This is a genomic window from Brucella sp. IR073 (genome assembly GCF_049065735.1).
GTDB lineage: Bacteria > Pseudomonadota > Alphaproteobacteria > Rhizobiales > Rhizobiaceae > Paramesorhizobium.
On record NZ_JBAKHD010000003.1, the window covers coordinates 272,008 to 298,687 of the forward strand.

The following is a 26,680-nucleotide window of genomic DNA, read 5'->3' on the forward strand; positions in this document are numbered from 1 at the left end:
CGCGGAAGCGCAATCAGCTACCGGCGCCGTTGAGCACCGTGACGGCGCGGCGGTTCTGCGACCAGCACGAGTCGGCGTCGCAGACAGCGACCGGACGTTCATTGCCGTAGGAGATCGTGCGCATCCGGCTGGCAGGAATGCCGCGCGAGGCGAGGAAGTCGCGGGTAGCGGCGGCGCGGCGCTGGCCGAGCGCGAGGTTGTATTCACGCGTGCCGCGCTCGTCCGCATGGCCTTCGATGGTGATCGAATATTGCGGATAGCGCTGCAGCCACTGCGCCTGCTTGGCGAGCGTCTGCTGCGCGTCGGCACGGATCACCGAAGAGTCGAGGTCGAAGAAGATACGGTCGCCGACATTGACCGTGAAATCCTGCGATGAGCCGGGGACTGCTCCATTTGCCCCTGCGCCTGCGCCTAATCCGAGATCGCCGGCATTATTGGGCAAGTTCTTCTTGGAGGCGCATCCGGCAACGGCAAGCGACATGAAAAGGGCGACAGCGATCGGGCTGCGTGCAATTGACTGGATACGGCGCATGGGCCGGGGCTCCTTAGGTAAATTTGAACTGTTGCAGTGAACAACGAGTAACCATATCGAGGTTAAGGCGCGCTCAAGAATTATGGTTAATATTTTCTTGCGCGTTGCCCCGTCCCCGAGGGCTGTTAGCTCGCACATTTAAGTGACAATGCGGCGGAATGACGGCTGAAATGGCCATCGTCCCGCCAGATTGTCGCATCCCTTCGTCTTTCCGCGGGTTCAATCCAGCAAAGGCGACCAGGCCGGGTCGGAAGCAAAGTTCGGCGTCTGGATTTGCCGCTCGTTGCGCCCGGTGACGTCGATGGTGAAAAGCTTGGGGCCCCCGGCGCCCGCCGCCTTGCGGAAGAACATCAGCACACGGCCGTTCGGCGCCCAGGTCGGCCCCTCATTGTGGAAGCCGGTGGTGAGCACGCGCTCACCCGAACCATCGGTCTTCATCACGCCGATGGAAAACTGACCGCCGGACTGCTTGGTGAAGGCAATGAGGTCACCGCGCGGCGACCAGACCGGCGTGGAATAGCTGCCATCGCCGAACGAGATGCGGCGCGGATTGGAGCCATCCGCCCCCATCACATAGATCTGCGGACGTCCGCCGCGGTCCGACGTGAAGACGATCTGCGATCCATCGGGCGAATAGGAGGCGCCGGTGTCGATGGCCGAGCTGCTCGTGAGCCGGGTCGTCGTACGGCTGCGCAAATCCATGGTGTAAATGTTGGCGCTGCCGTCATCCTGCAGCAGGCTCATGATCACCTTCTGCCCGTCGGGCGAGAAGCGCGGTGCGATGGTCATGCCCGGGAAATTGCCGACAATCTCGCGCTGCCCGGTATCGAGCTGCAGCAGATAAACGCGCGGCCTGCCGCCCGCAAACGACATATAGGTGATCTCCTGCCGGTTGGGCGAGAAGCGCGGGGTCAGCACCAGGTCGCGTCCATCGGAGAGATAGATCGTGTTCGCGCCGTCCTGGTCCATGATGGCGAGGCGCTTGACGCGCTGCTGCGCCGAGCCCGACTCATCGATGAACACGATGCGCGTGTCGAAATAGCCCTTCTCGCCGGTCAGCCGCTCATAGATGGCATCGGCGATGATATGGGCGATGCGCCGCCAGTTCTCGGGCGAGGTGTAGAATTGCTGCCCGGCGAGCTGCTGGCCGGCAAAGGTGTCCCACAGGCGGAACTCCGCCTTGAGCCGCCCATCCGCTTCCTTGGTGACGCGGCCCGTGACCAGCGCCTGCGCATTGATCACCTTCCAGTCCTCGAAGCGCGGTGCGGCGTCGGGATTGGAAATCTTCTCGATGAACGCGCCCTTGTTGATCGGCGCAAACAGGCCGGACCGCTCCAGATCCGCCGCGATGATGGAGGAGACTTTCGCCCCCATCTGGTCAGCCGATAGGAAATCGGTAATCGCGATCGGTAGCGGCTCGACATTGCCCTTGTTGATGTCGATCTCCACGACGGCTTCGGCAGGTCCGACACCCACCGTATTGGCCGCCACGAACATGGCGAGGGCTGAGAAAAACGTCCGGATCACTCTCTTCATAATTTCGGGGACCTCATTTGTCCGCGCCATTCGATTGGCAAACAGGTTCAAGCATCAAAACATTTCACTGGGGTCAAAGTTCGCTATAACTTCTGACCAGGCATCATATTTGTCGCGTGGCAGATTATAGGGCGCGCAGCGCATGACGGCACGTCGCGCGCTTTCAGCCGCCGCGCGGCTGACCGAGGAGTCGCCGCCGCCGCTGGAGGTGACCTCCGGCGCGCCTTCGATCTCACCCGTCTCGGTGAGCCTCATCTTCACCGTCACGCGCAAGCCTTGCGCATCCGCCACGCCGGCGGGCACGTTCCAGCATTTCGAAATCTGGCCGCGCAGCGCATCCATTTCGCTCTGGCTCAGCTTCGAGCCGCCGGTGTTCTTCTGGCCGCCGAGCGAAGCCTGCTCCGTCGAGCGCTTCGCGCCGCCGCCCGAAGCCTTCTCCCGGTTGAGAAGCGCCCTCACCTCGTCGGCGATGGCATTCTTGTCTTCCGACGTGTTCGTGGCCGCAGATGCGGTCTTCTGCGTATCCTCGGTCTGCTTGCGGTCCGGCGTCTTGGCCGTCTGTGCCTGCGGCGGCTTCGGCTTGGCGTCGGGCGCAGGCACCTTGTCGGGAAGCTTCATCGCTTCCGCGTCGGGGCTTTCGGATTGCTTCTCAATGGCCTCGGCCACCGCGTCCGGCTTCACTTCCTGCTTGGGCTCAGGCTTCGGCTGCACCTCGGTTGCGGGAACCGGCGTCGGCTTGGGCGCGGGCTTCGGCTCGGGCTTTTCCTCCGGCACGGGATCAGGCTTCTCGACCGGCTTTGGCTGCGGCTTCGCCTCCTGCGCCGTTTCCACCGGCTTCGGCTTCGCGTCCGGCGTCGGCGGCGTTTTCATATCGATATCGTTGTCGCCAACATTTTCGGCATTTTCCACCGGCGGCTTCGGCTTGGTGCTGGGCTTGGGCGCGGACTTTTCCTTCATCGGCGCCTTCTTGTCACCCTGCTGGATCTGCGTGATGGATTCGATCGGCACGATATCCACCGGCAACGCCTCAGTATCCGAAATCTCGAAAGGCTTCGGCGACGAAAAGGTAAACAACCCCCATCCGATGATGACGGCGTGCAGGATCGCGGAGGATGTGAGGCCAGCCTTCATGATGGCGTCAGCTATTCTGCTCCTGGAGTGTCACAAGGCCGATATTCTTGAACCCGGCCGCCGAAATCCGCGCCATCACCTTCATGACGGTGCCATAATCCGCCGACTTGTCGCCGCGCACGAAGATGCGCTCGTCATAGCCGGTCTTGGAAATGGCTTCGAGCTTCGGCACCACTTCGTCGAGGCCGATCTCGGTTTCTTGAATATAAATCTGGCCCTTGTCGTTGACCGAAACGGTGATCGGCTGGGTCTGCGCGTTCATCTCCTTGGCCTGGGTCTCAGGCAGGTCGATGGGCACGCCCACCGTCAGCATCGGCGCGGCGACCATGAAGATGATGAGCAGCACCAGCATCACGTCCACGAAGGGCGTGACGTTGATTTCGCTCATCAAGGCCTTCTTGCGCCCACGACGGCCACGACGGCCGCCCGACTGTCCCTGATTTCCCACCGACATGCCCATGGCTTGTCTTTCCCTCTATTTTACGCTCGGAGCATGATCCCGAAGTTGCGAACGTTCCGGACGGATCATGCGGCGACCCTACCCACGCGGCGCGAGCTTCTCATCGATTTGCCGCGAGAGTATGGCGGAAAACTCATCGGCGAAGCCTTCCATGCGCGCGCTGATCTTGCCCGCGTCGGCTGAAAGCTTGTTGTAAGCGATAACGGCCGGGATAGCGGCGAGGAGGCCGATTGCCGTTGCCAGAAGCGCCTCGGCAATACCCGGCGCCACCACCGCCAGATTGGTCGATTTCGACGAGGCGATGGCCTGGAACGAGGTCATGATACCCACGACCGTACCGAAAAGGCCGATGAACGGAGCAGCGGAACCGATGGTCGCGAGGAAGCCGAGACGGGCTTCGAGCTTGTCGTTTTCCCGCGCCAGCGCGACGTCCATGGCCTTGTCGATGCGCATTTGCAGCGCGATGGGCGAGCGAGCGCCCTTCTCGAAAGACTTCTTCCACTCGCGCATCGCCGCCATGAAGATGGCGCTCATACCCGTAGTGCGGCGGTCGTTCAGATTGCGGTAGAGCTCTTCCAGCGATTGGCCGGACCAGAACACCTGCTCAAAACGGTCGATGGCACGGCGTGCCCGGCCATAGCCCAGCGTCTTGTCGACGATGATCGCCCAGGTCCAGACCGACGCGCCGAGAAGTCCGAGCATGACGAGCTTGACCACCCAGTTCGCCTGCATGAACAGGCCCCAGAGGGTAACATCGGCTGCAGGTGCCGCAAGCGCTACGTTTTCCATAAGTCCACCATCCTCGAATCCAAACGCCCGGCACGGGACCGGGCGGCAAGGGTCGCATTCGTCGTCGCAATCGCCGCATTTGTAAAGAGGTTAAAGGTCCCTTAATGCGGCTTCTTGCGGCTAAATTTGGTGAAAGGAAGGCGCGGCAAGCAGAACGCTCCCGCCCCTCTTTCATTCACGCGCATTCATGGAATGTTATGGTTAAGGATGGGTTAGGATTTCGGCGCCCGGCTGGAGAATATCTTTCCATTCTTTTGGAAAGCGGCGCGGCCGCCCCTCATTGTTTATGAGCGCCGCCTCAACCTTCGCCGAAATCAGCAGGATGTTGTCGCGCAAAATCCGCTGCCGCATGTAGATGCGCGCACCCGAGATACTTTCAATGGCGGTCTCGATCATCAATATATCGTCGATGCGCGCCGGGGCGCAAAAGTCGAGCTCCATCCGCCGCACGATCCAGAGAAGTTCCTCGCCATGCAAGCCCTCGGCAAGCGCGGAATGGTGGATGCCGATGAGGCGCAGATAATCGGTGCGCCCGCGTTCCAAGAACTCGACATAACGTCCATGATAGACCACGCCGGAGAAATCCGTATCAGCATGATAGACCCGTGCGAGAAGCCGATGAACGCCCTCCGTCACAATGCCGGAAAGCGACGTTTCATCCACGCTTCTTGCCTTGTCCACCGTAAACTGGTTTGCTCTGTCCATCCCCGCTTGATCCTTTGAACACCCTTGTTGACGACGGGATGGCACTCTTGCCCCGCATATTCAAGCCGATCCTTTCCGGTAAAACGCTCCTCCCCCTGCTGCTGGGGCTGATGCTCGCCTTGTCGCTTTCCTGGCCCGCGGGGGCGGCCGCCTTCAAAATGAAGCGCGGCGTCAATATGGAAATCTGGACCACCTGGCCGGACGAAAGCCGCTGGAGCGATGAGAGCGTTCTTCTGCCCTACCCGGAATGGCGCAAGAGCATGAGCGAACAGGATCTGGTCGCGATAAGAAAGGCCGGGTTCGATTTCGTCAGGGTCACCGTCGATCCAGCGCCGCTGCTTTCCGAAAAGACCGCCGCCTTTCGCGGCAAGCTTTACGACAGCATTCTGGAATCCGTTCGCCTCGTGAATAAGGCCGGACTGAAGGCGGTGGTGGATCTTCATCTTTTTCCCACCGAGCGCAGCGTCAGCATGACCAATGTCGTGTCCGATCCCGCCCTCTTCGAACGCTATCTGCAGACGGTGCGGACCATGGGCCATCTGCTTTCGAAGCAAGCGCCTGACCAGGTCGCCTTCGAACTGATGAATGAGCCGGTCATCGATTGCGAGGCGGCTTCCTCCCCTCGCTGGCCGAAAATGCTGAAGCAGCTTTTTGCCGCCGCGCGTTCACCCGCTCCCAAGCTCACGCTGGTGCTCTCGGGCGCATGCTGGGGCAATGCGGATGCGCTGGCGCGGATCGATCCCAGAGAGATTGCCGACGACAACATTATCTGGAGCTTCCACACTTACGAGCCGTTTCTACTCACCCATCAGGGCGCGCTTTGGGCCGGCGATTTCGTGCGCTATGTCACCGGCATCGCCTATCCGCCCTACAGCGTATCGCCCGCCGAACAAGAGAAAGTGCTGGAGGAAATACGCCAGCGCATCAAGGACGATGCACCGCTCTGGCGCCGCGCCGGAATGCTCGCCTATCTTGACGAGCAATATGCCGAGATCGACACGCCGGAGAAGCTTGCCAAAGTCATCGAAGCGCCTTTCAAGACCGTCGATGCCTGGGCAAAAAAATATAATGTCCCGAAGGCGAATATTTTCCTCGGCGAGTTCGGCATGATCCGGCAGGAATACCAGAACCCCTACCGCATGCCCACCGCATGGCGCGCTGCATATCTCCACGACATCACCGCCCTGTCCGAGCGTTATGGCTACGCCTGGGCCGTCTGGTGCCTGGGCGGCGCCACTTTCGGCATCACCACCGACGATACGGGTTACAAACTTGACCCAGAACTTCTGGAGGCCATGGGTCTTAAACCAACGAAATAAAAGGCCGTTATTCCCCGCCTTGTATTTTATTAAGACGACTTATTACTTAATCTATATTCTAGTTATTCCCATGAATATTTATAATTATCATCATCTTAACCAAGATGATTAATCTATATGATAAGTATATTGATATTATACTTTAAGTAATCTGCATGTGCTTCTAATCGTCGTCCTCAAACAACCCGATCTGACTCTGGGCAATATCCGACGGCGCGGTCAATCCGAGATGCCGCCAGGCATTGACGGTGAGAACCCGTCCGCGCGGTGTGCGCTGGATGAAGCCCTGCTGGATCAGATAAGGCTCGATAATATCCTCGATGGCATCGCGCGGCTCGGAAAGGCCCGCCGCGATGGTCTCGATGCCGACTGGACCGCCGCCGAAATTTCGCGCGATCATGTCGAGATAGCGCCGGTCGAGCTGGTCGAGGCCGAGGCTGTCCACTTCAAGCCGAAGCAGTGCCTCGTCGGCTATTCTTCTGTCCACAGTGTCCGCCCGTGCCACCAGCGCGAAGTCGCGCACCCGCCGGAGCAGCCGTCCCGCAATGCGCGGGGTACCGCGAGCGCGCCGCGCAATCTCCACCGCGCCATCGTCCGAGATGGGAAGACCCATGATCCGCGCGCCCCGCCGCACGATATGCTCCAGCTCTTCGACGGTGTAAAAATTGAGCCGCACGGGAATGCCGAAGCGGTCGCGCAGCGGCGTGGTAAGCAAGCCCAGCCGCGTTGTCGCCGCGACAAGGGTGAACTTCGCAAGATCGATCTTCACCGAACGCGCCGCGGGCCCCTCGCCGATAATGAGATCGAGCTGGAAATCCTCCATTGCCGGGTAGAGGATTTCCTCTACCGCCGGATTGAGCCGGTGGATTTCGTCGATGAACAAAACATCGCGGTCTTCGAGATTGGTGAGCAGTGCTGCGAGGTCGCCCGCCTTGGCGATAACGGGGCCGGAGGTGGAGCGGAAATTGACGCCCAGTTCCTTCGCCATGATCTGCGCCAGCGTCGTCTTGCCCAGCCCTGGCGGCCCGACGAAAAGCACATGATCCAAGGCTTCCCCGCGTGTCCTCGCCGCCTCGATGAACACCTTCAAATTGGCGCGCGCCGCCGCCTGCCCGACGAAATCGTCGAGCGTCTGCGGCCGCAGCGTATTGTCGATATCCTCACCCCGCTTGTCAGGCGAAATCAGGCGGCGGGCATCGCTCATGCCGCATTCCTTTGTCTGTTACTCAACTCATGCCCCTACTCGCTTAACTACCGCGACAATTCCTTCAAGCCCAGCCGGATGAGCTTCGCCGAATCCGCGTCTTCGCCCGCCTGCTTCAGCGCGGCGGCAACGGCATTGGCGGCCTGGTCGCGCGAATAGCCGAGATTGCTCAATGCCGAAACCGCATCGGCGACGGGCGCGGAGGCCACCCCCTCGCCCAGTTCCTGCTTCAGCCCGATAGTGCCAGAAGCCTCGCCTGCAAAGGCAGGCGCCTTGTTCTTCAATTCGGTGACGATGCGCTCCGCCACCTTCTTGCCGACGCCGGGTGCGCGGCTCACCATGGCGATGTCGCGCAGCGCAATGGCATTGGCAAGTTCCGAAGGCGTCAGCGTGCTCAGCACTGCAAGGGCCACCTTGGCTCCGACCCCCTGAACATTCTGCAAAAGGCGGAACCATTCGCGCTCCAGCGGCGAGGCGAAGCCGTAAAGCCGGATCATGTCCTCGCGCACATAGGTCTCGATGAACAGCACCGCCGCTTCGCCCGGCGCCGGCAGATTGCCCAGCGTGCGCGCCGAGCAATAGGCGACATAGCCGACGCCATGCACGTCGATGATTGCGTGATCTTCCTCGATCTCCTCGACCATTCCCTTGAGCTTGCCGATCATGCGATTGCCGCGAGCCTCCCGCTGACACTTTGCCGGTTGTGAGCATGGCATATGGCGATGGCCAACGCATCCGCCGCATCGCTTGAATCGAAATCCGCCTTCGGCATCAGCACTTTCACCATCATGTGGATTTGCTGCTTCTCGCCATGCCCGACGCCGATGACTGCCTTCTTCACCGCATTGGGCGCATATTCCGCCACGCGCAATCCCGCTTGCGCCGGAGCCAGCATCGCGATACCGCGCGCCTGCCCCAGCTTCAGCGTCGCCGACGCATCCTTGTTGACGAATGTATGCTCCACCGCCGCCTCATGGGGCATATATTGGTGCAGCACCGCCGCAAGCCCTTCATGCAACTGGCAGAGCCGCGAGGCCAGATCCATTTTCTCGTCGGATTTGACTGTGCCGGCCGCGACAAAGCGCAGAGAATTGCCCAGCGTCTCCACCACCCCCCAGCCCGTGCGCCTCAGGCCCGGGTCAATGCCGATAATTCGAATCGCTTCTTTCATGTGCCGACCTTACCGTTTGCAAGGCGCACTTGACAGCAGAAATGTGAACAAAAGAGAAACACCGCTCACAGCGAGCGGGTAGAAATTTCGCTTTCGCTGCAACCATCTCTATTTGCTTTGATGAAGCTTTGGATATGATCATTTCGCCGGACACCAATCCGGCAGATGAAAGGAGGTGAGGCGCGTGAAAATCAGGAAGGTTAAGTGGAAGGTTAGTTTTCTCGGAGTCGCATTCGAAATGGAACTGACCTTCGCATCCTAACTTAAAGGGATCGGGCCTCGGCCCGGTCCTCCTGATCAAGAAGCGCCTCACCTCCTTTTCAGAATATTACCACGATACCTCGCAAATTCAAGGCAGCACCATATCGATCGCAGAAGGAATACGGGGAGCAGAAATCCTTCTGCTCCCCGTAATGATCCCTCTTATCCTGGAATCTTACCGACCGCCGAACGCCGTCTGCAACAGCACCAGCTGGTCCGACACCGGATTGTTGTTGGCGGCGAAAACCGGCGCGCCGTAGATCTCATCATCCATGCGCCGCACCCGCTCCTGCAGGCGCAGGGAGCGCTCGACGATGTCGATGAAATCAGCCGGCATCTGCGCCCAGCCCGGCAAGGCTTCAGCCGCTGAGGAAGTATCGAGGCGAACCTTGGATTTTTCCATCGCCACCTGCTCGCGGGTCAGTTCGCCATTGCGCGCGGCGCGCTGCAAAAGAAGCCAGGATGCGATCTGCATGAGGCGCGTCGTCAGCCGCATCGACTCGGCGGCGTAGAATGTCGCGGCCGAACGTGGCAGTGCCTTCGATTCGTCACGGCCCGGGCCGTCGAGATAAGCGGCCGCTTCCTCGACCAGGCTCATCCCTTCCCTGTAAAGCGGCTTGAACGAATCGGAGAAGACGACGCGTTCGGCCAGCCTTATCGTGTTGTTCCGGTACTCGTGTTCGATCATGTCAGTCTTCGCAACCCCACGCTGCCGCCGTCCCGGCAGCCATCCATAAATCTGAGTCGGCCTCATAAAAGTCCATCGCGGGGTTCGATCACGAACCGGCGAGAGACGAAACAGGCCTTGTCATGAATTCCACCGCAAACTGCATCGCAATACACCGTGGCGCAAGATTATGTTTAAGAAAGGGTTAACGCAACCGCCAATCCCATAAAGTTGTGAACAAAAAAAGAGCCGCGGAAGGCGGCTCTCAGGAGTTTAACAGGGAGGCGTCAAACAGAGTGGCGAAACCACTCGGTAAGTATCCAGGAAAACTGGATATCAACCATTTAACACGCTTAGCGTTAATGGATGGTTAATGCGTCGGGCATGAGTCCGAAAACGTCCCTTTTCAGGCACGGGCCGGTGAATATCTCAGGCCGGCTGAAGCACAGGCTTTGCAATGGCGCCTGCTGAATGCATGGCCGCCGCCGGCTGCACCGGCGCTGCTTTCGCCGCAGCCTTGCCGCCCCAGCCGATACGCGGCAGCCATTCGAGATAATAAGCCAGCGCGAACTGCACCACGATACCAGTGGCGATCAGCAGCGTGTCATAGGGAAGACCGCCCGGGTTGACGAGCTTCATCACCTGCGCCGCCATGGCAAGCAGCGTGCCCGCGATAAACACCGGCAAAGAATGCTTGCCGAGAATGGCGAGCGGGTGATCGGGCGCCGTGCGGGCCAGGTTCGAAATCGCCGGGATCGCCACGATGAGATAGCTTGCCGCCAGCACATGCAGCAGGCGCGGCGTCGAAAGGAACGTCTTGTCGAAGCCCGTGAGGACGGCGGGAAGTCCCATGGAGACATCGATTCCCCACAAGGGCAGCCGCACCCAGGCGAGCGCCAGCAGAAGATAGGCGAGCGACGCGCCTATGAGCCACGGATTGGCCGGAATGCGCCCTCCATTGCGGATATGCAACGTACCGGCGATGCCGATCACGAACAGGAACTGCCAGGACAGCGGATTGAGGAACCAGACACCGGCCGTCGGATAATTGGGAGGCGCAATGTGATAGAGGCCGGAAAGCAGCCACAGCATACCCGACACGCCCACCATCAGCCCGAGGCTGACGCGCGCCAGCATGAGGAACACCGGCGCCATAAGCAGCAGCACAGCATACATGGACAGGATGTTGTTGTAGCCCAGTTGATGGCCCAGCGTGACAATGCCGAACAGCGCCTCCACCGGATGCTCGACCACCGGCTTGATATTGATCTGCGAAAGAAACTCCGGCCGCTTAAGGAAGATGGCCGTGCCGCAGAAGATGGCGAGCGTCGCCATGGTGGTCATGATGTGCGTGGTGTAGAGCACCCCCGCCCGCCGCCACATCTTGAGCCCGGTCAGCAAACGGCTGCCAGGCTGGAACTTCGCCCCGTAGGCGAGCCCGACCGCGATCCCCGAGATAAGAACGAAGGCTTCGGCGGCATCCGAGAAACCCAGATTACGATGCGTCAGATGCTCGTAGATCGTACCGGGCACATGGTTGACGAAGATCGTCAGCAGCGCCAGCGCCCTGAATACGTCGATGCGGGTATCCCGCTTGAATTGAGCCTGCATTCTTATCTCTGCATATTTAAGAAGAACTTGGGGACACCAAGTTCAGGTGGAGCGAAACCGACACACCGGGGATCGGAACCTACATAATCCGTACAAGGGACCAAACGAAGCCGACAAGCACATGTTCCCCCGAAAAAGGACCGAATTCGGCACGATATGGGATCAACTTTCTTGTCCCTTTAAAACATAGCGGCAACACCGTCATAAACGAGCTTCACGCCGGTCAGGAAAACCATCGTATAGATAAAGGGATAGAAAACCTCCGGCTTCATGCGTCGCACGATCCATGCTCCGGCGAAGGGCGCGGCGAAAGCGAGCGGCGCGAGGACGGCGGAAGCCGAAAGATTGGTCGCGTCGAACTGGCCAAGCGCGAAATAGGGAATGACCTTCACCGCGTTCATGATGGCGAAGAAGATGACGCTGGTGCCGTTGTAAACCTTCGGGTCCTGTCTCAGCGGCAGCGCATAGATCTGGTAGGGCGGCCCACCGGCATGGGCGACGAAGCTCGTGAACCCAGCCACCGCCGACCAGAAGGTCGCCGCAATGAAATTCTGCGGTCTCGCCTGCGCCCTCCCCGCAGCCCCTGCAAGAACATAGCGCAGCACGAACAGCACCGCGACCGCGCCGACGATGAGCTTGACCATGTCGCTCGTCACCACCGCCGCCATCAGCCAGCCAATGGCGATGCCGATGATCCCGCCTGGCAGCATATATTTCAGCGTTTTCACGTCGCGATAGCCGCGCCAGCTCCACAGGCTCGCGACATCCATCACCAGCAGAATCGGCAGCATGATCGCCGCTGCCTGCACCGGGGGCATGATGAGCGTCATCAGCGGCACGCCGAGTTGCCCCATGGCGCCGCCGAGCCCGCCTTTGGAAAGGCCGACAAGGATGACCGCCGGGATGGCCGTTGCGTAGAACCAGGGATTGACGAGAAGTTCGGGCATGAAGAAGCCTTGCGGGGAATTTTCGTTTCATACCGCCCTTGAGCGCCAATGGCGAGATGAAACTTGCCCTCCACGTCCATCGAGGGGGCTGTTCAATCGGCAAGCCATGATCTATGCCCGAATTCGATCATTATCTTTCGTTTTAAGCTTTATCCCATGACCGCGCAGAACCAAGCCAACCGCTGCCGTATCGTTCTCATCGCCCCGCCGCTGGCCGATAGCGATGCACTCGCCAGCCTCCTGCGCAAGGCGCTATCGGGCGGCGACGCGGCGAGCGTCATTCTCGATTCCACCGGCCTCGACGAGGCCGCCTATCAGGCAGCGGCGCAGAAGGCCGTTCCCGTCATCCAGCAGGCAGGCGCGGCGGCGCTTATCCTCAACGACACCCGTATCGCCGGTCGCGTCGGCGCTGATGGCGTGCATATCGAGGGCAGCATTGCCGATCTGGCCGAAGCCATCGAACGCCACGCGCCGAAGCTGATCGTCGGCATGGGCAATCTGCGCGACCGGCATGGCGCGCTGGAGGTGGGAGAGCTGCAGCCGGACTATGTCCTCTTCGGCAAGGTTGGCGCAGACAAGAAACCTGAGCCGCATTCGCGCAATATCGGGCTTGCAGAATGGTGGGCCGCGATGGTGGAAATCCCCTGCATCGTGCAGGCCGGAAACACGCTGGCAAGCATCGAAGCCGCAGCGGCCACGGGGGCGGAATTTGTCGCTCTTGGCGCTGCCATATTTGCGAGCGATGATCCGGCTGCGGCTATGCGTGAAGCCAACCGATTGCTTGACGAAACCGCGCCGCGTTTCGAGAATTGAACGATGAAGCGACTGCCGATCATAGCGCTTGCGATATCCGCCGCCCTGCCCGGCACGGTGGCCGAGGCGGCACAGACTGCTGACAAGGATGACAAGCCGGTGATGCTGCAGCAACCGGCCTCGACCGATTCCCTGCCGACTTTCGACCCCAACCGTTTCGGCGAGAAACCGGCGGACGAGGCGTTCGGCGCATTCCAGCGCGGTCTTTATCTGACGGCGCTGAATCTTGCCCTGCCCCGCGCGGAAAAGGGCGACCCGGCGGCGCAGGTATTGGCTGCGGAGATTTATTCGCGCGGGCTTGGCGTCCCGGTCAATCCGCTCGAGGCGGCGCGCTGGTATGAAAAGGCTGCAGCGCAGGGCGTCACCGAGGCGCAGTTCCGCTATGGCGCGATGCTGCTTTCCGGCAAGGATATTCCCCGCGACAAGGTCAAGGCGGAAAAGCTGATGCTGGCGGCAGCGGAAGCGGGCAACCCGATGGCGCAGTTCAATTACGGCCAGTTGATGATGGCCAATCATCCCGGCGAAACCGGGCTCGACAAGGCGTTTCCCTGGTTCAGACGAGCCGCGGAAGCACGGCTTGCCGATGGCGAATATGCCGTCAGCCAGATCTACGCCAACGGCACGCTGAAAATTCCGCGCGACGACAAGAAGGCGCGGGAATATCTCGAACGGGCGGCCCGGCAGAACTACGACACGGCGCAGCTCGATCTCGCCAGCTGGTATATTGAAGGACGCGGCGGCCCGCGCAATTACGAAGCCGGCTTCCGCTGGATGCATCGCGCCGCAGTCACCGGCAATGTCGCGGCCCAGGCCCGCCTCGCCCGCCTCTATCGCGACGGCATCGGCACCGAAGGCAACTCCATCGAGGCCGCCGCCTGGTATATCGTCGCTCGGCGCGCCGGGCTCTCGGCCCATGATCTCGATTCCTTCATGGACGGCCTCGATGACAACCAGATCAAGGAAGCAATCGCCCGCGCCGGCAGGCTTCGGTGAGATAGACCATCACCTTTTACCGCCGCGTCTTGCGTAAATCGCCGTTTTATGGTCTTGGAAGCCCGATTGCCGCGGCTTGCGCCATCACTGGCTCAAGCGCGCCCCTTATTCAAACGATCCGGAACAACCCATGAAGATCAACGGAAACGAAATCCGCCCCGGCAACGTCATCGAGCACAATGGCGGCCTGTGGGTCGCGGTGAAGACCAACGCGGTGAAGCCCGGCAAGGGCGGCGCCTACAATCAGGTCGAACTGAAGAACCTCATCGACGGCACCAAGCTCAACGAGCGCTTCCGCTCCGCCGAGACCGTCGAGCGCATCCGCCTGGAGCAGAAGGATTTCTCCTTCCTCTACGAGCAGGGCGACGCGCTGATTTTCATGGACACGGAAACCTATGAGCAGCTCGAGCTGCAGAAGGATTTCGTCGGCGACCGCGCCGCCTTCCTGCAGGACGGTATGATGGTCACCGTCGAGCTTCACGAGGAACGTCCCATCGGCATCCGCCTGCCGGACCAGGTGACGCTTGCGATCACCGAAGCCGACCCGGTCGTGAAGGGCCAGACGGCTGCCTCGTCCTATAAGCCGGCAGTCCTCGAAAACGGCATCCGCATCCTCGTCCCGCCCTTCATCGAATCGGGCGAGCGCGTGATCGTCGATACGAACGAGCTGACCTACGTCCGCCGGGCGGATTAAAAACAGCCATCGAAACCCTCGGCRGGACAGTACCCCCCTCTGTCCTGCCGGACATCTCCCCCTCAAGGGGGGAGATTACGCTCTCATATACGTGCAGCACCAATCGCCAATGTTGCCAAGTGAGAGCTGCGAGCCGTGTCAGCCAATCTCCCCCCTTGAGGGGGAGATGTCCGGCAGGACAGAGGGGGGTGTCTAGAACCGACACAGCAATTAAAAGGAAATATCCCAAATGGCGCGTTCGGCGATCCTCAATGTCATGGTCCAGGCCGCGATGAAGGCCGGGCGTTCCCTGGCGCGCGATTTCGGCGAGGTGCAGAACCTGCAGGTGTCGCTCAAGGGGCCGGGCGACTATGTCAGCCAGGCGGACAAGCGCGCCGAGGATATCGTCTATAGCGAACTGAAGCGGGCGCGGCCCGACTACAGCTTCCTGATGGAGGAATCCGGCGAGATCGAAGGCCGCGACAGCCAGCACCGCTGGCTGGTCGATCCGCTCGACGGCACCACCAATTTCCTCCATGGCATCCCCATTTTCGCGGTTTCGATCGCGCTGGAGCGCCAGGGCCAGATCGTCGCGGGCGTCATCTACAATCCCGCCATGGACGAGCTTTACACCGCCGAGCGCGGCGGCGGCGCGTTCCTCAACGACCGCCGCCTGCGCGTCGCCGCCCGTTCCAAGCTGCAGGATGCTGTCATCGGCACCGGCGTGCCGCATCTGGGCCGCGGCCACCATGGCAATTATCTCTTGGAACTGCGCAACGTCATGGGCGAAACGGCGGGCATCCGCCGCCTGGGCGCCGCCGCACTCGATCTCGCCTACGTCGCCGCCGGACGTCTCGACGGCTTCTGGGAAGACGCGCTGTCGCCTTGGGACATCGGCGCAGGCATCCTCATGATACGCGAGGCGGGCGGCTTCCTCTCCGACAAGCACGGCGGCCAGAACATGTTCGAGACGAAATCGCTCGTCGCCGGCAACGAGGCCATCCACGCCGCCCTGCTGCAAGTGCTGAAAAAGCCTGTCTAATCCGCGTGACGGCTGCCATAATTTCGGTTAGGCTCCGCACCGTCAAAACCGGGTAATCGGGGTGTGGAATGGCGAAGGCAAAAGCATCGAGGGCGGATTTGGACATCGGATCGGAATTCGATCCCTACCGGCTGTCGAGTCCGCGCATAGTCGTCCTGTCGATGGTGATCTTCCTCATCATCGTCGCCTTCCTCGCCGCGGTCCTGACACGCCAGATCCAGACCTTCTTCTTCACCAATCCGGGGCTGAACGGCCTCATCCTCGGCGTTCTCCTCGTCGGCATCATTCTCGCTTTCGGGCAAGTGGTGCGCCTTTTCCCGGAAATCCGCTGGGTCAACTCGTTCCGTGGCGGCTTCGAGGAGCGCGGCAGCCGCGAGCCGGTGCTGCTTGCGCCGATGCGGGCGCTGATCGGTCGCCGCCAGTCGATGGCACTCTCAACGACGTCGATGCGCTCGATCCTCGATTCCATCGCCACACGCCTCGATGAAAGCCGCGATATCTCGCGATATCTGATCGGGCTCCTGGTGTTCCTCGGCCTGCTCGGCACCTTCTGGGGCCTGCTCGAAACCATCGGCTCGATCAGCCAGACCATCCAGGCGCTCGACCCCAAGGGCGGCGATGCCAGCGACATGCTGGATGCGCTCAAGACCGGCCTGCAAAGCCCGCTGCGCGGCATGGGCACCGCCTTTTCCTCCTCGCTCTTCGGTCTCTCCGGCTCGCTCATCCTCGGCTTCCTCGATCTTCAGGCCGGTCGCGCCCAGAACCGCTTTTATACGGAACTGGAAAACTGGCTTTCCTCCGTCACCGACCTCGGCTCCGACCTAATCGCCCAGGAAGGTGCGTCCGGAACGACCGAGGAACTGCGCGCCCTCGCCGAGCGCCTGCAATCGATGCAGACATCGGGCGCGCCGGGCCAGCGCACCACCGCCGCGCTCGCCAATCTGGCCGAAGGCATTCAGGGGCTCGTCAAGAACATGCGCAATGAGCAGCAGATGATGCGTGACTGGGTGGAGGCTCAGGCCGAGGAGCAGAAGGCGATGCGCGCCACGCTCGAAAAGCTTAGCGCCACCATCGCCCAGCGTGAGGGGAAGTGACATGGCCCTCGCCCGGGGACGCCGCCAGCAGCGCCATGTCGATTACTGGCCGGGCTTCGTCGATGCCCTGTCGACGCTGCTTCTCGCCATCATGTTCCTGCTCTCGGTTTTCGTGCTGGCGCAGTTCCTGCTCTCCCGGGAGGTGACGGACAAGGACGAGGTGCTGAACCGCCTCAACAGCCAAATCAACGAGCTGACGCAGCTTCTCTCGCTGGAGCGCAGCAGCAAGCAGGATCTGGAGGACAACATCGCGGATTTGCAGGCCTCGCTCAGCGCCGCCGAAAGCGAGCGCTCCCGTCTGCAATCGCTTCTGAGCGCCGGGGCCGGCGCTGGCGCGGCGGCGGAAGCGCGCATCGGCGAGCTCTCGACCAACCTCGCCGCTGAGAAGGAAGTAAGCGCCCGCGCGCTGTCGCAAGTGGAATTGCTCAACCAGCAGATCGGCGCGCTGCGCCGCCAGATCGCCGCACTCGAGGAAGCGCTCAATGCCTCCGAGGCGCGCGACAAGGAGTCGAACGCCAAGATCGCCGATCTCGGCAAGCGGCTCAACGTCGCCCTCGCCCAGCGCGTCCAGGAATTGAACCGCTATCGCTCCGATTTCTTCGGGCGCCTGCGCGAAATCCTCTCCGACCGCGAGAACATCCGCATCGTCGGCGACCGCTTCGTCTTCCAGTCGGAGGTGCTCTTCCCCAGCGGCTCGGCCGATATCAGCCCCGCCGGGCAGGAGGAAATGAAGAAGCTCGCGGCAGCGCTGATCGAGCTCAACAAGGAAATCCCTGACGATATCAACTGGGTGCTACGCGTCGACGGCCACACGGACAATGTGCCCCTCACCGGCGCCGGCCGCTTCCGCGACAATTGGGAACTCTCCTCCGCCCGCGCCACGGCGGTGGTCAAGTTCCTCATCGCCAACGGCGTCCCCGCCAACCGCCTCGTCGCAGCGGGTTTCGGCGAATACCAGCCGCTCGACCCCGCCGACACGCCGGAAGCCAGAAGCCGCAACCGCCGCATCGAGCTGAAGCTGACGGAGCGGTGAGTATCGATAGGATAACGAAATATCGGCAACGGAAGAGGGGAGCGACATGGAGCGCCAGCGTTTCCGTCGTAGGAATTAAGAGTGACCGCCTTTGGGAGAGGGCGAAGGGAGGGGGAGAAAAATGGCAGCCGATGCGGACGTCATCGTCGTGGGCGCGGGATTGGCCGGGCTTGTTGCCGCGGCGGAGCTGGCGGATGCCGGCAAGCGGGTGATCATTGTCGAGCAGGAAGGCGATAACGCCATCGGCGGGCAGGCCTTCTGGTCTCTGGGCGGTCTCTTCATGATCGACACGCCCGAGCAGCGGCGCATGGGCATCAAGGACAGTTTCGAGCTTGCCCGGCAGGACTGGTTCGGCTCCGCCGGTTTCGACCGGCCCGAAGACCACTGGCCGAAACAATGGGCCGAAGCCTATCTGCAATTCGCCGCCGGCGAAAAGCGCGCCTGGCTCCATTCGCTGGGGCTGCGCTGGTTTCCTGTGGTCGGCTGGGCTGAACGCGGCGGCAGCCTTGCCACCGGCCATGGCAATTCCGTGCCGCGCTTCCATATCACCTGGGGCACAGGCCCCGGCGTGGTCGAGCCGTTCGAGCGGCGGGTGCGCGAGGCGGTAGACAAGGGCCGCATCGTCATCAAATACCGCCACCGCGTAAGCCGCATCCTCAAGACGAACGGCGCCGTCACCGGCGTATCAGGCGAAATCCTCGCGCCCTCGGCGACGAAACGCGGTGAGAAATCGAACCGCGACATCGCAGGCACGTTCGAATTCTCCGCAGGCGCTGTTATCGTCGCCTCCGGCGGTATCGGCGGCAATTTCGATCTGGTGCGCAAGAACTGGCCGCGCGAGCGTCTGGGCGAGCCGCCCGCGCATATGGTCTCCGGCGTCCCCGATCATGTTGATGGCCGCATGATCGGCATTGCCGTGGAGGCAGGCGGCGCGACCATCAACACCGACCGCATGTGGCATTATACGGAAGGGTTGAAGAACTGGTCGCCCATCTGGCCCAATCATGGCATCCGCATCTTGCCCGGTCCGTCTTCGCTCTGGTTCGACGCAAAAGGCAACCGCCTCCCCTCCCCCTGCCTGCCGGGCTTCGATACGCTCGCCACGCTCAGGCACATCCTTTACACCGGTCATGATTATTCCTGGTTCGTGCTGACCCAAAAGATCATCGAAAAGGAATTCGCGCTGTCAGGCTCCGAGCAGAACCCGGACCTGACAGGCAAGGACTGGAAACTTCTCCTCAAAAGCCGCCTCGGCAAGGGCGCGCCGCCGCCGGTGGAAGCGTTCAAGAGCCGAGGCGAGGATTTCATCGTCGCACGAAACCTTCCCGACCTGGTCGAGGGCATGAACCGGCTCATAGGCGAAAAGCGCATCGATCTCGAGCACCTGCGCATCCAGATCGAGGCGCGCGACCGCGAGATCGCCAACAAATATTCCAAAGACGCACAGGTCACCGCTATCAGAGGCGCACGCAATTATCTCGGCGACCGGCTGGTGCGCACGGCAAAGCCGCACCGCATCCTCGATCCCGAAGCCGGCCCCCTCATCGCCGTCCGCCTCCATATCCTGACCCGCAAGACACTGGGCGGCCTCAACACCAATCTGCAGTCCCAAGTGTTGGATGGTTCCGGTGTGCCCGTCCCTGGCCTCTACGCTGCGGGAGAAGCGGCGGGATTTGGGGGCGGCGGGTATCACGGCTACAACGCGCTGGAAGGCACGTTTCTGGGCGGGTGCCTATTTTCGGGGAGAGCAGCGGGCCGGGCGGCGGCGAAGGTTTGACGACGGTTCAGGATAGGCGGAAAAATTGTATCGCTCGCCATCGCGATAGATGCAACGCAGGGCTTAATCTGCTCGTGGTCGCCAAGGGGCTGGTTTCTATGCTTTCACCTGTACCAATGGTTTGGCGCTGAATCCGCTACTTTTGGCAAGTCATTTGTATCCAGGCGCGGCACAAGCAAGGGATCATTTTTCTTGCTGTTCGCCACATTCACCTCAGTTGTAAACGCGAGCTTGCATCCTTTTTCACTGAGAGCCTTCGCTACAAAGTCACTTGAGGATCCATACGGATAGCACGCAGTCCAGTTTTCATTATATGCGCCGATCGATTTGAGAAAATCTATGGATTGATCGATCTCGCGCTCAAGCGCAGAAGGCTCCAGCGCATTCCACCAATAATGATTGTAGCCGTGGCTGCCGACATGCATTCCGTCCGAAACCATATGCGTCAGTTGATCTTTCGTCATATAAATTTCGCTGCAAAAAGCCTCCTGGGACATGCCGATATATTTATCGAAAAGGGCCGAACATATCCGCCCTCGCAAATCTTCCGGGAGAGCCACCTGTAAAAATCTCTTGACGAAAATGACTTCCTTCGGATCAAACCTATTGGCTACCGCAAGTTCAGAATAATATTCCTCGAATGGCTTCAGCTGATATTCCGCGCTGTGCAGTTCGAAAAGCGAGCGGACATCGTCAATAAGCCTTTCTATGTCAGCGCACGACGCAAGAATGAAGTGAATCTTATTTACATCCAGGACATCGTTTTCCTGTATGGCTTTACCAGGAGCGTAGAATAGCCCCTGCATGCCATTCTTCTTAAGGACCGGGTAAGCGTATTTGAAGTGATCGGAATAGGCGTCGTCAAACGTCATGAGAATGGCGTTAGGCGGCAGATCGACGCCATCATGGAAGCTGGCAATAACCTCGTCCACGCTCACCGGGTTATAGTTTTTCCTTATGAAGGCAACCTGTTCCTTGAAATCATCGAGCTCAAGACCCTTGATCGCTGGAAACCGGGATTTAGCGATGGGCCTTACATAATGATACATTACGACGGTGAGATTGCTCATGGCTTCATTCCGTAAATCGTCGGACGGTCAAAATCAGCGTCCTGCTTCGTGATATGAAGCCTTGAGGTGTCAAGGAAATCAGCCAATCCTTCTTTGGCCCAAAGTATAAGCGATGTTGTCGCTGGATCCCTTATCTCCACGGGATGGAAAAGATGGGGGAACTTGAAAAAATCATGATCCAAAGTCGAAAAAAGTCCCATTGCGCCAAGAACCGCATTCAACCGTGCGTTCGTTGAGAAGAAGTCGATGGCGCTCGCTCCCTGCTCTCCAGCGTAGTGAATGGCGGCGCTCACCGCCGATGGATAGCTGGCTGCGTCTCCGAAAATATCGACGCAGTGCGCCATAACAAATCCGTCCACATCTTTGTCAATGCGAACGCAGACATGGCACGAGCCATTCACTATAAAATGGGAATATTTGAAATACGGATGATTATCATACCGCCATTTTATGTCTTCGTGTTTCCTTGAAAAGGAATTATGCTCCTTGGAAAAATTATCATAGATCTTGTCGACATCCCCGGGATCAAAATCGCGGGATAAAGCAAAATCTGCGAGCAAAATCTGCGCCTTTGCATATTTATAAGCTAAAGGATCTGCCTTTATCGCGTCCTTTATTGTGTCCCAATGAATAACATGAACATGCCTGGGTATCGCCTTGATATACCTGAAACCGCTCCTCAGGTACACGGGAAGGGCGGCATGGGAAATGCCCATCCCGATCATGACGTCGAAACGGTTTTTTAAATAGCCGATCATTGCGGGCCCGGAACCTTTGTTCCTGTGCTCTTCGGCGACCACCCACGTCGTTAGTTCTGCTCCATCCAGCTTTTTACCGCCAGCATAGAAATCACGCGCATTCAGCCCCATGACGCCTACGATCTGGTCATCCAGGACGGCGACGCAGCATTCGTCGATGCCGGTGTTGACGGGCGTATCTATGAACTGCCAGCGATAGAATGCGCTATCTCCGAGCGCTATTTTTCTTTTCCAGTGTTCGTTATAAAATCTGCAAACATCATCAACTTCAAAACCGAAGTCGCTTGGTTTACCAATTTTTATAGGCATACCCTACCTCGAGGATTACAGGTGCCGATGATTCGTTGGCTCCAAACTCATAATGTAATCGTGACAAGCGAACCATCGTTATTGCGCCGCCCCGTTAACGCGACAGCGCCCCCTCCGCCCTATTGAGCAGAGGGAGCTTTTTGTGATTTTCCGAAACGGAATGCGCGCCAGCCAGCCCGCCCTAAACGCTGCTTAATCCATCTGGATCTTCGCGTTCTCCACCACCGGCTTCCACTTCGCCAGCTCCGCCGTCACATGCTTGCCGAGCTCCTCCGGCGTCGAGCCGACGATGGTGGCGCTGAAATCCTTCATCCGCGCGACAACGGCCGGATCTTTCAGCGCCTTGTTGGCGGCTTCGTTCAGTTTGGCGACAACCTCCGGCGGCGTACCGGCTGGCGCAAAGAGCGCATTCCAAGTGTAGGTCTCATAGTTGGGAATACCGGATTCGGCGACCGTCGGCACGTCCGGGAAGGAAGCGGCGCGTTCCTTCGTGGTGATCGCCAGCGCCCGCAGCGTGCCGGCCTTGATGTGTCCTGATGAGGACGGCAGATTGTCGAACATGATGGGCACCTGATTACCGATCACGTCGTTGAGCGCCGGGCCCGCCCCTTTATAGGGCACATGCTGCATGTTCACGCCAGCCATACTCTTGAACAATTCGCCGGAGAGGTGCAGCGGCGTGCCGTTGCCTGACGAGGCATAGGCATAGCCCTCGGGGTCGGCCTTCAGCAGCGCCAGCAGTTCCTTGACATCCTTCGCCGGCAGCTTCGGGTTTACGACAAGCACATTCGGCACGAGGACCAGCAGCGAGACCGGCGCGAAATCCTTCTCCGCGTCATAGGGCTTGGTCTTGAAGATGAGCGGGTTCAGCGCGTGGGTGGCCACCGTCCCCATCAGGATCGTATAGCCATCCGGTTCTGCCCGCGCCACGCGGTCCGCGCCGAGGCTGCCGCCCGCGCCGCCGACATTCTCGACCACCACCTGCTGGCCGAGCCCTTCCGCCATCTTCTCCGCGACGATACGCGCAACCACATCCGTCGAGCCGCCCGCCGAAAACGGCACGACGAGCGTAACGGGCCTTGACGGAAACTGCTGGGCGCCAGCCGGCGCGCCGAGCGCCAAGGAAGCCAGCACGCTTGCGCCGAGCGCAACAAGCGCGCGGCGGGTCATCTTCGAAAATGCCATGGTCTTCTCCTCCCAAGAATAAGGCAACATTCTCAGGATAGACCGGTGGGATCAGGACGCAAGGCGGATAATGTTATCCGGCGACGCTCCGCCGCGCGGCGGGACGGGCGACGGCGACGGGCTAGCCTACCAACCGTGCAGCCTTATCGAGATCTTTCTCCCGCCCGAACAGGCGAAAGATAGCGACCTGTTCCTCGGACGATGGGATATAGACACCATGGACCTTTTCCCGAGTGACAAGCCGCAGGGATTTCCACGCCTCGCCGTGCTTGACTTCGAGATTACCCATCAGTTCGATGCGCAGACAGCCCGGTAAATAGATGCTGGTAAAAGGATCGGAGCGGAACTGCGGATGGGTCTTCGGAACGGCAGGCTCCACTTTCCAATAACGAAGAAACCCCATGGCCGTTTCGCGAGAGGCGAATATATCGACGTCGTCGGGTGCAACGTCCGTATAGCCTGAAAGATGCATCGCGGTGCTACCGATGATCCACCAGTCCTCCGCACCATCAGGAGCCGCTTCAGCGATAGCTGCTAGCGTCCGTTCCAGCGGTGCCGCACCCGTCATTTCATCCCTCCTTTGAACGCATCCGCCCCCGCTTCGAACTGTAACCGCGCCAGACGGGCGTAAATTCCATCTTGCCCGACGAGGCTGGCATGCGTGCCTTCCTCGACGATCCGCCCCTCGTCGAGCACGAGAATGCGGTCGGCCTTGAGCACGGTGGCGAGCCGGTGCGCGATGATGAGGGTCGTGCGCCCCTCCATTAGATGCTCCAGCGCCTTTTGCACCAGCATCTCACTGGAGGCATCGAGCGCGGAAGTCGCCTCGTCGAGCAGCAGCACCGGCGCATCGCGCAATATGGCGCGGGCAATGGCGATGCGCTGGCGCTGGCCGCCTGACAGCGTCACGCCGCGCTCGCCGACTTGCGTGTCGTAGCCATTCTCCAGCGCCAGAATGAAATCATGCGCGAGAGCCGCCTTCGCCGCCGCCTCGATTTGCCTCTCATCGGCACCAGGCCTGCCGAAGGCGATATTGTCACGGATCGACGCGGCGAAGATCGCGACATCCTGCGGCACCACGGCGATGCGCTCGCGCAAATCGATGGGGTCCGCATCGCGCAGATCCACGCCATCAATCGTTATCTTGCCCGATTGCGGATCGTAGAAGCGCAGGATCAGCGAAAACAGCGTGCTCTTGCCCGCGCCGGACGGACCGACGATGGCGATGGTTTCGCCGGGCTTCACGGCAAAGCTGACATCGTTGAGGGATGGCGCATCGGGCCGTCCCGGATAGCTGAAGCGCACATGATCGAAGGCGAGCGCGCCCTGCGCCGGCTTGGGCAGCGCCACCGGATCGGCGGGCGCGGCAATCGCCGGCTTTTCGGCGAGAAGCTCCGTCAGCCGCTCCGTCGCTCCCGCCGCCTGCGCCAGGTCGCCCCATACTTCCGACAATGCGCCAAGAGCGCTCGCCGCCAGCACCGCATAAAGCAGGAATTGCCCGAGCGTCCCCGGCGTCATCGCGCCCGAGAGCACGTCGCGCGAGCCGAACCACAGTACTGCCACGACGCTGGAAAACACCATGAAGATGGCGACCGCCGTGAGAAACGACCGCGCCAGGATCGACGCGCGCGCTGCGACGAAGGCATTGTCCACCGCATCGGAAAATTGCCGCGTCACCAGCGCCTCGTTGGTAAAGGCCTGCAGCGTGCGCACGGCGGAAATCTGCTCGCCTGCATAGGCCGTGGCCCGCGCCAGCATGTCCTGCGCCGCGCGGGACCGCCGCCGCACCGAACGCCCAAAGGCGATGAGCGGCAGCACGATGAACGGAATGGCGGCGATGACGAGCGCCGAAAGCTTCGGGCTGGTGACGACCATCATCGCCACCGCGCCGAGCCCGAGGATCAGATTGCGCAGCGCCATCGACGCCGTCGCGCCCACGGCGGACTTGATCTGCGTCGTGTCGGCCGCCAGCCGCGAGACGATCTCGCCCGACAGGGTGCGATCGAAGAAATCGGGCGATAATGTCGCCACATGGGAAAACACGTCACGGCGCAGCGCCGCCACCACCCGCTCGCCAAGCGTGATGACGAAATAATAGCGCGCGGCGGAAGCAACCGCCAGAACCGCCGCCAGCGCCACCAGCATGCCGAAGTAATTGTTGATGAAATGGCTATTGGCGGCGGTGAAGCCGTGGTCCACCATGCGCCGCACCGCGAGGGGCAGCACGAGGGTCGCCGCAGCGGCAACCACAAGCGCCACGAGCGCGCCCGCGACCGTCGCCTTGTAGCGGGCGAGATAGGGCGCGAGCCGTTTGAGCGGCGCCACCTTCCGCCGGTCTCGTCCGGCTGGCTTGCCCTCGGTCCGCTCCGGCTTTTGGGAAAATGTCTCGGCCATTGTTTCCTGATGTTTGGGATTGTTATTGCCGCCCGGCTGATGTATAGGCTCGCCAACGCTTTTGGAAGCCGTGGGCTCATGGTCTGCGGCTTCAAGTTTGCCAGTGGGCGGAAGTGCCGCAGTTTCGATCCGTTCGGGACGTGGTTAACGCCACAATTCTTCAGGAATGTGACCGATGAAAGCCAATATCCATCCCGATTACCACACCATCAAGGTCGTGATGACCGACGGCACCGAATATTTCACCCGCTCGACCTGGGGCAAGGAAGGCGACACGATGAATCTCGACATCGATCCGACCACCCATCCGGCCTGGACGGGCGGCTCGCAGACCCTCGTCGACCGCGGCGGCCGCGTCTCCAAGTTCAAGAACCGCTTCGGCAATCTCGGCATCTAAGCATGATCCCGAAAAGTTGCAGACTTTTCGGATAAGATCATGCGGTGTAACGAGACCGGATAGCCAGCAAGACTATCGAAAACCCCGCTCCGGCGGGGTTTTTTGTTGCTATAATGGGAAGATGAAACAGTCCGGTTCAGCCATATTCATCACCGGCAGCTCGCATGCCGGCAAAACGACGCTGGCGGCCCGGCTTGGCGATAGGCTGGGCTGGACGCTCATCTCCACGGACAAACTCGCCCGCCACCCCGGTCGCCCATGGCCCGATATTCCTCCCGCCATTGCCGAATATTATTCGAGCCTGTCGCTTGAAACCATTTACTGGTTCCTGCGGGTGCATCACGAAAATATGTGGCCTTTGATCAGGCAGACGATCGAAGCCGAGTGTCCTGCTGGGAAGCCTTTCATCATGGAAGGCTCCGCCTTGCGGCCGGAATACATTGCCACGCTGGATGGGATCGCAGTGTGCTTGTGGGCTGATACAGATTTCCTGCGCGACCGGATTCGCCGCGAAGCCGGATATGTGGACGCCGATGCGTACCAACGGGTACGGATCGGCAAATTCATCGAGCGATCCCTCCGCGATAATAGCGAAATGCGGGCAGCGGCGGAGAAACACGGCATGACGATTGTAGATGTTGCCGATGCCGGTGCTGTGGAAAGGCTGTTCGATATGCTGGTGAAGAAGGCGACGGCTTAGGCAGTGGGATAGACCGGAGAGGCTGGCGACGCTCAAATTGAAAACGAACTGTTCGGCCCAATAAAAAAACTCCCGGGCTTCCACCCGGGAGTTTTCATACATCCCTGTA

General features: G+C 60.5%; 27 protein-coding genes. 10 read left to right on the forward strand and 17 right to left on the reverse strand.

The genetic code is table 11. The features are described 5' to 3' along the window. Positions 1-13: 13 nt before the first annotated feature. The 6 genes from pal to ybgC form a co-directional block, all read right to left on the reverse strand. Positions 14-532 carry a peptidoglycan-associated lipoprotein Pal gene (gene pal, locus ACOWVG_RS08040; protein WP_420961291.1) on the reverse strand — a complete coding sequence of 173 codons (519 nt, stop codon included), beginning with the start codon at positions 530-532 and terminating at the stop codon, positions 14-16. Positions 533-751: 219 nt separating this feature from the next. Further along, a complete protein-coding gene (gene tolB / locus ACOWVG_RS08045; RefSeq protein ID WP_420961293.1) occupies positions 752-2,098 on the reverse strand; it encodes a Tol-Pal system beta propeller repeat protein TolB in 1,347 nt (448 codons plus the stop codon). 24 nt (positions 2,099-2,122) lie between these two features. Continuing rightward, positions 2,123-3,199, reverse strand: a complete 1,077-nt coding sequence (locus ACOWVG_RS08050; protein WP_420961295.1) for a hypothetical protein — start codon at positions 3,197-3,199, stop codon at positions 2,123-2,125. Between the two features lie 7 nt (positions 3,200-3,206). Further along, positions 3,207-3,659, reverse strand: coding sequence for a protein TolR (gene tolR / locus ACOWVG_RS08055; protein WP_420961296.1), 453 nt, complete (start codon positions 3,657-3,659; stop codon positions 3,207-3,209). 78 nt (positions 3,660-3,737) lie between these two features. After that, entirely contained in the window at positions 3,738-4,448 is a 711-nt protein-coding gene (gene tolQ, locus ACOWVG_RS08060; RefSeq protein WP_420961298.1) for a protein TolQ, read from the reverse strand. A gap of 201 nt (positions 4,449-4,649) precedes the next feature. Beyond that, the gene (gene ybgC / locus ACOWVG_RS08065) at positions 4,650-5,153 is read right to left on the reverse strand and encodes a tol-pal system-associated acyl-CoA thioesterase (RefSeq protein ID WP_420961300.1); all 504 of its coding nucleotides are present in this window, start codon (positions 5,151-5,153) and stop codon (positions 4,650-4,652) included. A 47-nt stretch (positions 5,154-5,200) separates the two neighbouring features. Between ybgC and ACOWVG_RS08070 the strand changes: the two genes are divergently transcribed. Further along, positions 5,201-6,472, forward strand: a complete 1,272-nt coding sequence (locus tag ACOWVG_RS08070) for a glycoside hydrolase family 5 protein (RefSeq protein WP_420961301.1) — start codon at positions 5,201-5,203, stop codon at positions 6,470-6,472. A 163-nt stretch (positions 6,473-6,635) separates the two neighbouring features. Here the strand turns inward: ACOWVG_RS08070 and ruvB are convergent, their stop codons facing one another. From ruvB to ACOWVG_RS08100, 6 genes are all read right to left on the reverse strand, one after another. Continuing rightward, on the reverse strand, positions 6,636-7,676 hold the full coding sequence (ruvB, locus tag ACOWVG_RS08075; protein WP_420961303.1) for a Holliday junction branch migration DNA helicase RuvB: 1,041 nt from the start codon (positions 7,674-7,676) through the stop codon (positions 6,636-6,638). Positions 7,677-7,723: 47 nt separating this feature from the next. Beyond that, on the reverse strand, positions 7,724-8,341 hold the full coding sequence (gene ruvA / locus ACOWVG_RS08080; RefSeq protein ID WP_420961304.1) for a Holliday junction branch migration protein RuvA: 618 nt from the start codon (positions 8,339-8,341) through the stop codon (positions 7,724-7,726). Next, positions 8,338-8,847, reverse strand: a complete 510-nt coding sequence (ruvC, locus tag ACOWVG_RS08085; protein ID WP_420961305.1) for a crossover junction endodeoxyribonuclease RuvC — start codon at positions 8,845-8,847, stop codon at positions 8,338-8,340. The genes ruvA and ruvC overlap by 4 nt, the downstream gene beginning before the upstream one ends. Before the next feature lie 436 nt (positions 8,848-9,283). Then, a complete protein-coding gene (locus ACOWVG_RS08090; protein ID WP_420961306.1) occupies positions 9,284-9,796 on the reverse strand; it encodes a DUF1465 family protein in 513 nt (170 codons plus the stop codon). Positions 9,797-10,204: 408 nt separating this feature from the next. Beyond that, positions 10,205-11,386, reverse strand: a complete 1,182-nt coding sequence (locus tag ACOWVG_RS08095; protein WP_420961308.1) for an OpgC family protein — start codon at positions 11,384-11,386, stop codon at positions 10,205-10,207. Between the two features lie 179 nt (positions 11,387-11,565). Further along, the gene (locus ACOWVG_RS08100; protein WP_420961310.1) at positions 11,566-12,333 is read right to left on the reverse strand and encodes a sulfite exporter TauE/SafE family protein; all 768 of its coding nucleotides are present in this window, start codon (positions 12,331-12,333) and stop codon (positions 11,566-11,568) included. Between the two features lie 156 nt (positions 12,334-12,489). Between ACOWVG_RS08100 and ACOWVG_RS08105 the strand changes: the two genes are divergently transcribed. The 7 genes from ACOWVG_RS08105 (at position 12,490) to ACOWVG_RS08135 (ending at position 19,758) form a co-directional block, all read left to right on the forward strand. Beyond that, positions 12,490-13,146: a thiamine phosphate synthase gene (locus tag ACOWVG_RS08105; RefSeq protein WP_420961311.1), complete on the forward strand. Its 657-nt coding sequence runs from the start codon at positions 12,490-12,492 to the stop codon at positions 13,144-13,146. 3 nt (positions 13,147-13,149) lie between these two features. Beyond that, positions 13,150-14,139, forward strand: a complete 990-nt coding sequence (locus tag ACOWVG_RS08110) for a tetratricopeptide repeat protein (RefSeq protein WP_420961313.1) — start codon at positions 13,150-13,152, stop codon at positions 14,137-14,139. 130 nt (positions 14,140-14,269) lie between these two features. Beyond that, on the forward strand, positions 14,270-14,833 hold the full coding sequence (gene efp / locus ACOWVG_RS08115) for an elongation factor P (protein WP_420961315.1): 564 nt from the start codon (positions 14,270-14,272) through the stop codon (positions 14,831-14,833). A 229-nt stretch (positions 14,834-15,062) separates the two neighbouring features. Then, entirely contained in the window at positions 15,063-15,854 is a 792-nt protein-coding gene (locus ACOWVG_RS08120) for an inositol monophosphatase family protein (RefSeq protein ID WP_420961317.1), read from the forward strand. A 68-nt stretch (positions 15,855-15,922) separates the two neighbouring features. Next, positions 15,923-16,948 (forward strand): MotA/TolQ/ExbB proton channel family protein, encoded by a 1,026-nt coding sequence (locus tag ACOWVG_RS08125; protein WP_420961318.1) that lies wholly within the window; start codon positions 15,923-15,925, stop codon positions 16,946-16,948. A 1-nt stretch (position 16,949) separates the two neighbouring features. Then, positions 16,950-17,981: a peptidoglycan -binding protein gene (locus ACOWVG_RS08130; protein ID WP_420961320.1), complete on the forward strand. Its 1,032-nt coding sequence runs from the start codon at positions 16,950-16,952 to the stop codon at positions 17,979-17,981. Positions 17,982-18,102: 121 nt separating this feature from the next. Next, complete coding sequence (locus tag ACOWVG_RS08135; protein WP_420961323.1) at positions 18,103-19,758, forward strand: FAD-binding dehydrogenase; 1,656 nt, start codon at positions 18,103-18,105, stop codon at positions 19,756-19,758. A gap of 104 nt (positions 19,759-19,862) precedes the next feature. Here ACOWVG_RS08135 and ACOWVG_RS08140 read toward each other — a convergent pair whose 3' ends face one another. The 5 genes from ACOWVG_RS08140 to ACOWVG_RS08160 form a co-directional block, all read right to left on the reverse strand. Further along, the gene (locus ACOWVG_RS08140) at positions 19,863-20,828 is read right to left on the reverse strand and encodes a polysaccharide deacetylase family protein (RefSeq protein ID WP_420961324.1); all 966 of its coding nucleotides are present in this window, start codon (positions 20,826-20,828) and stop codon (positions 19,863-19,865) included. After that, positions 20,825-21,895 (reverse strand): GNAT family N-acetyltransferase, encoded by a 1,071-nt coding sequence (locus ACOWVG_RS08145; RefSeq protein ID WP_420961325.1) that lies wholly within the window; start codon positions 21,893-21,895, stop codon positions 20,825-20,827. Before ACOWVG_RS08145 ends, ACOWVG_RS08140 begins: the two co-directional genes overlap by 4 nt. A 192-nt stretch (positions 21,896-22,087) precedes the next feature. After that, the gene (locus ACOWVG_RS08150; RefSeq protein ID WP_420961327.1) at positions 22,088-23,080 is read right to left on the reverse strand and encodes a Bug family tripartite tricarboxylate transporter substrate binding protein; all 993 of its coding nucleotides are present in this window, start codon (positions 23,078-23,080) and stop codon (positions 22,088-22,090) included. 121 nt (positions 23,081-23,201) lie between these two features. Beyond that, the gene (locus ACOWVG_RS08155; RefSeq protein ID WP_420961329.1) at positions 23,202-23,648 is read right to left on the reverse strand and encodes a hypothetical protein; all 447 of its coding nucleotides are present in this window, start codon (positions 23,646-23,648) and stop codon (positions 23,202-23,204) included. Continuing rightward, entirely contained in the window at positions 23,645-25,474 is a 1,830-nt protein-coding gene (locus tag ACOWVG_RS08160) for an ABC transporter transmembrane domain-containing protein (RefSeq protein WP_420961330.1), read from the reverse strand. The genes ACOWVG_RS08155 and ACOWVG_RS08160 overlap by 4 nt, the downstream gene beginning before the upstream one ends. Positions 25,475-25,649: 175 nt before the next feature. On the opposite strand from ACOWVG_RS08160, the gene rpmE reads away from it, so the two are divergent. Beyond that, positions 25,650-25,871, forward strand: a complete 222-nt coding sequence (gene rpmE / locus ACOWVG_RS08165) for a 50S ribosomal protein L31 (protein ID WP_420961332.1) — start codon at positions 25,650-25,652, stop codon at positions 25,869-25,871. Between the two features lie 121 nt (positions 25,872-25,992). After that, complete coding sequence (locus ACOWVG_RS08170; RefSeq protein WP_420961334.1) at positions 25,993-26,571, forward strand: hypothetical protein; 579 nt, start codon at positions 25,993-25,995, stop codon at positions 26,569-26,571. The last annotated feature ends 109 nt before the right edge of the window (positions 26,572-26,680 follow it).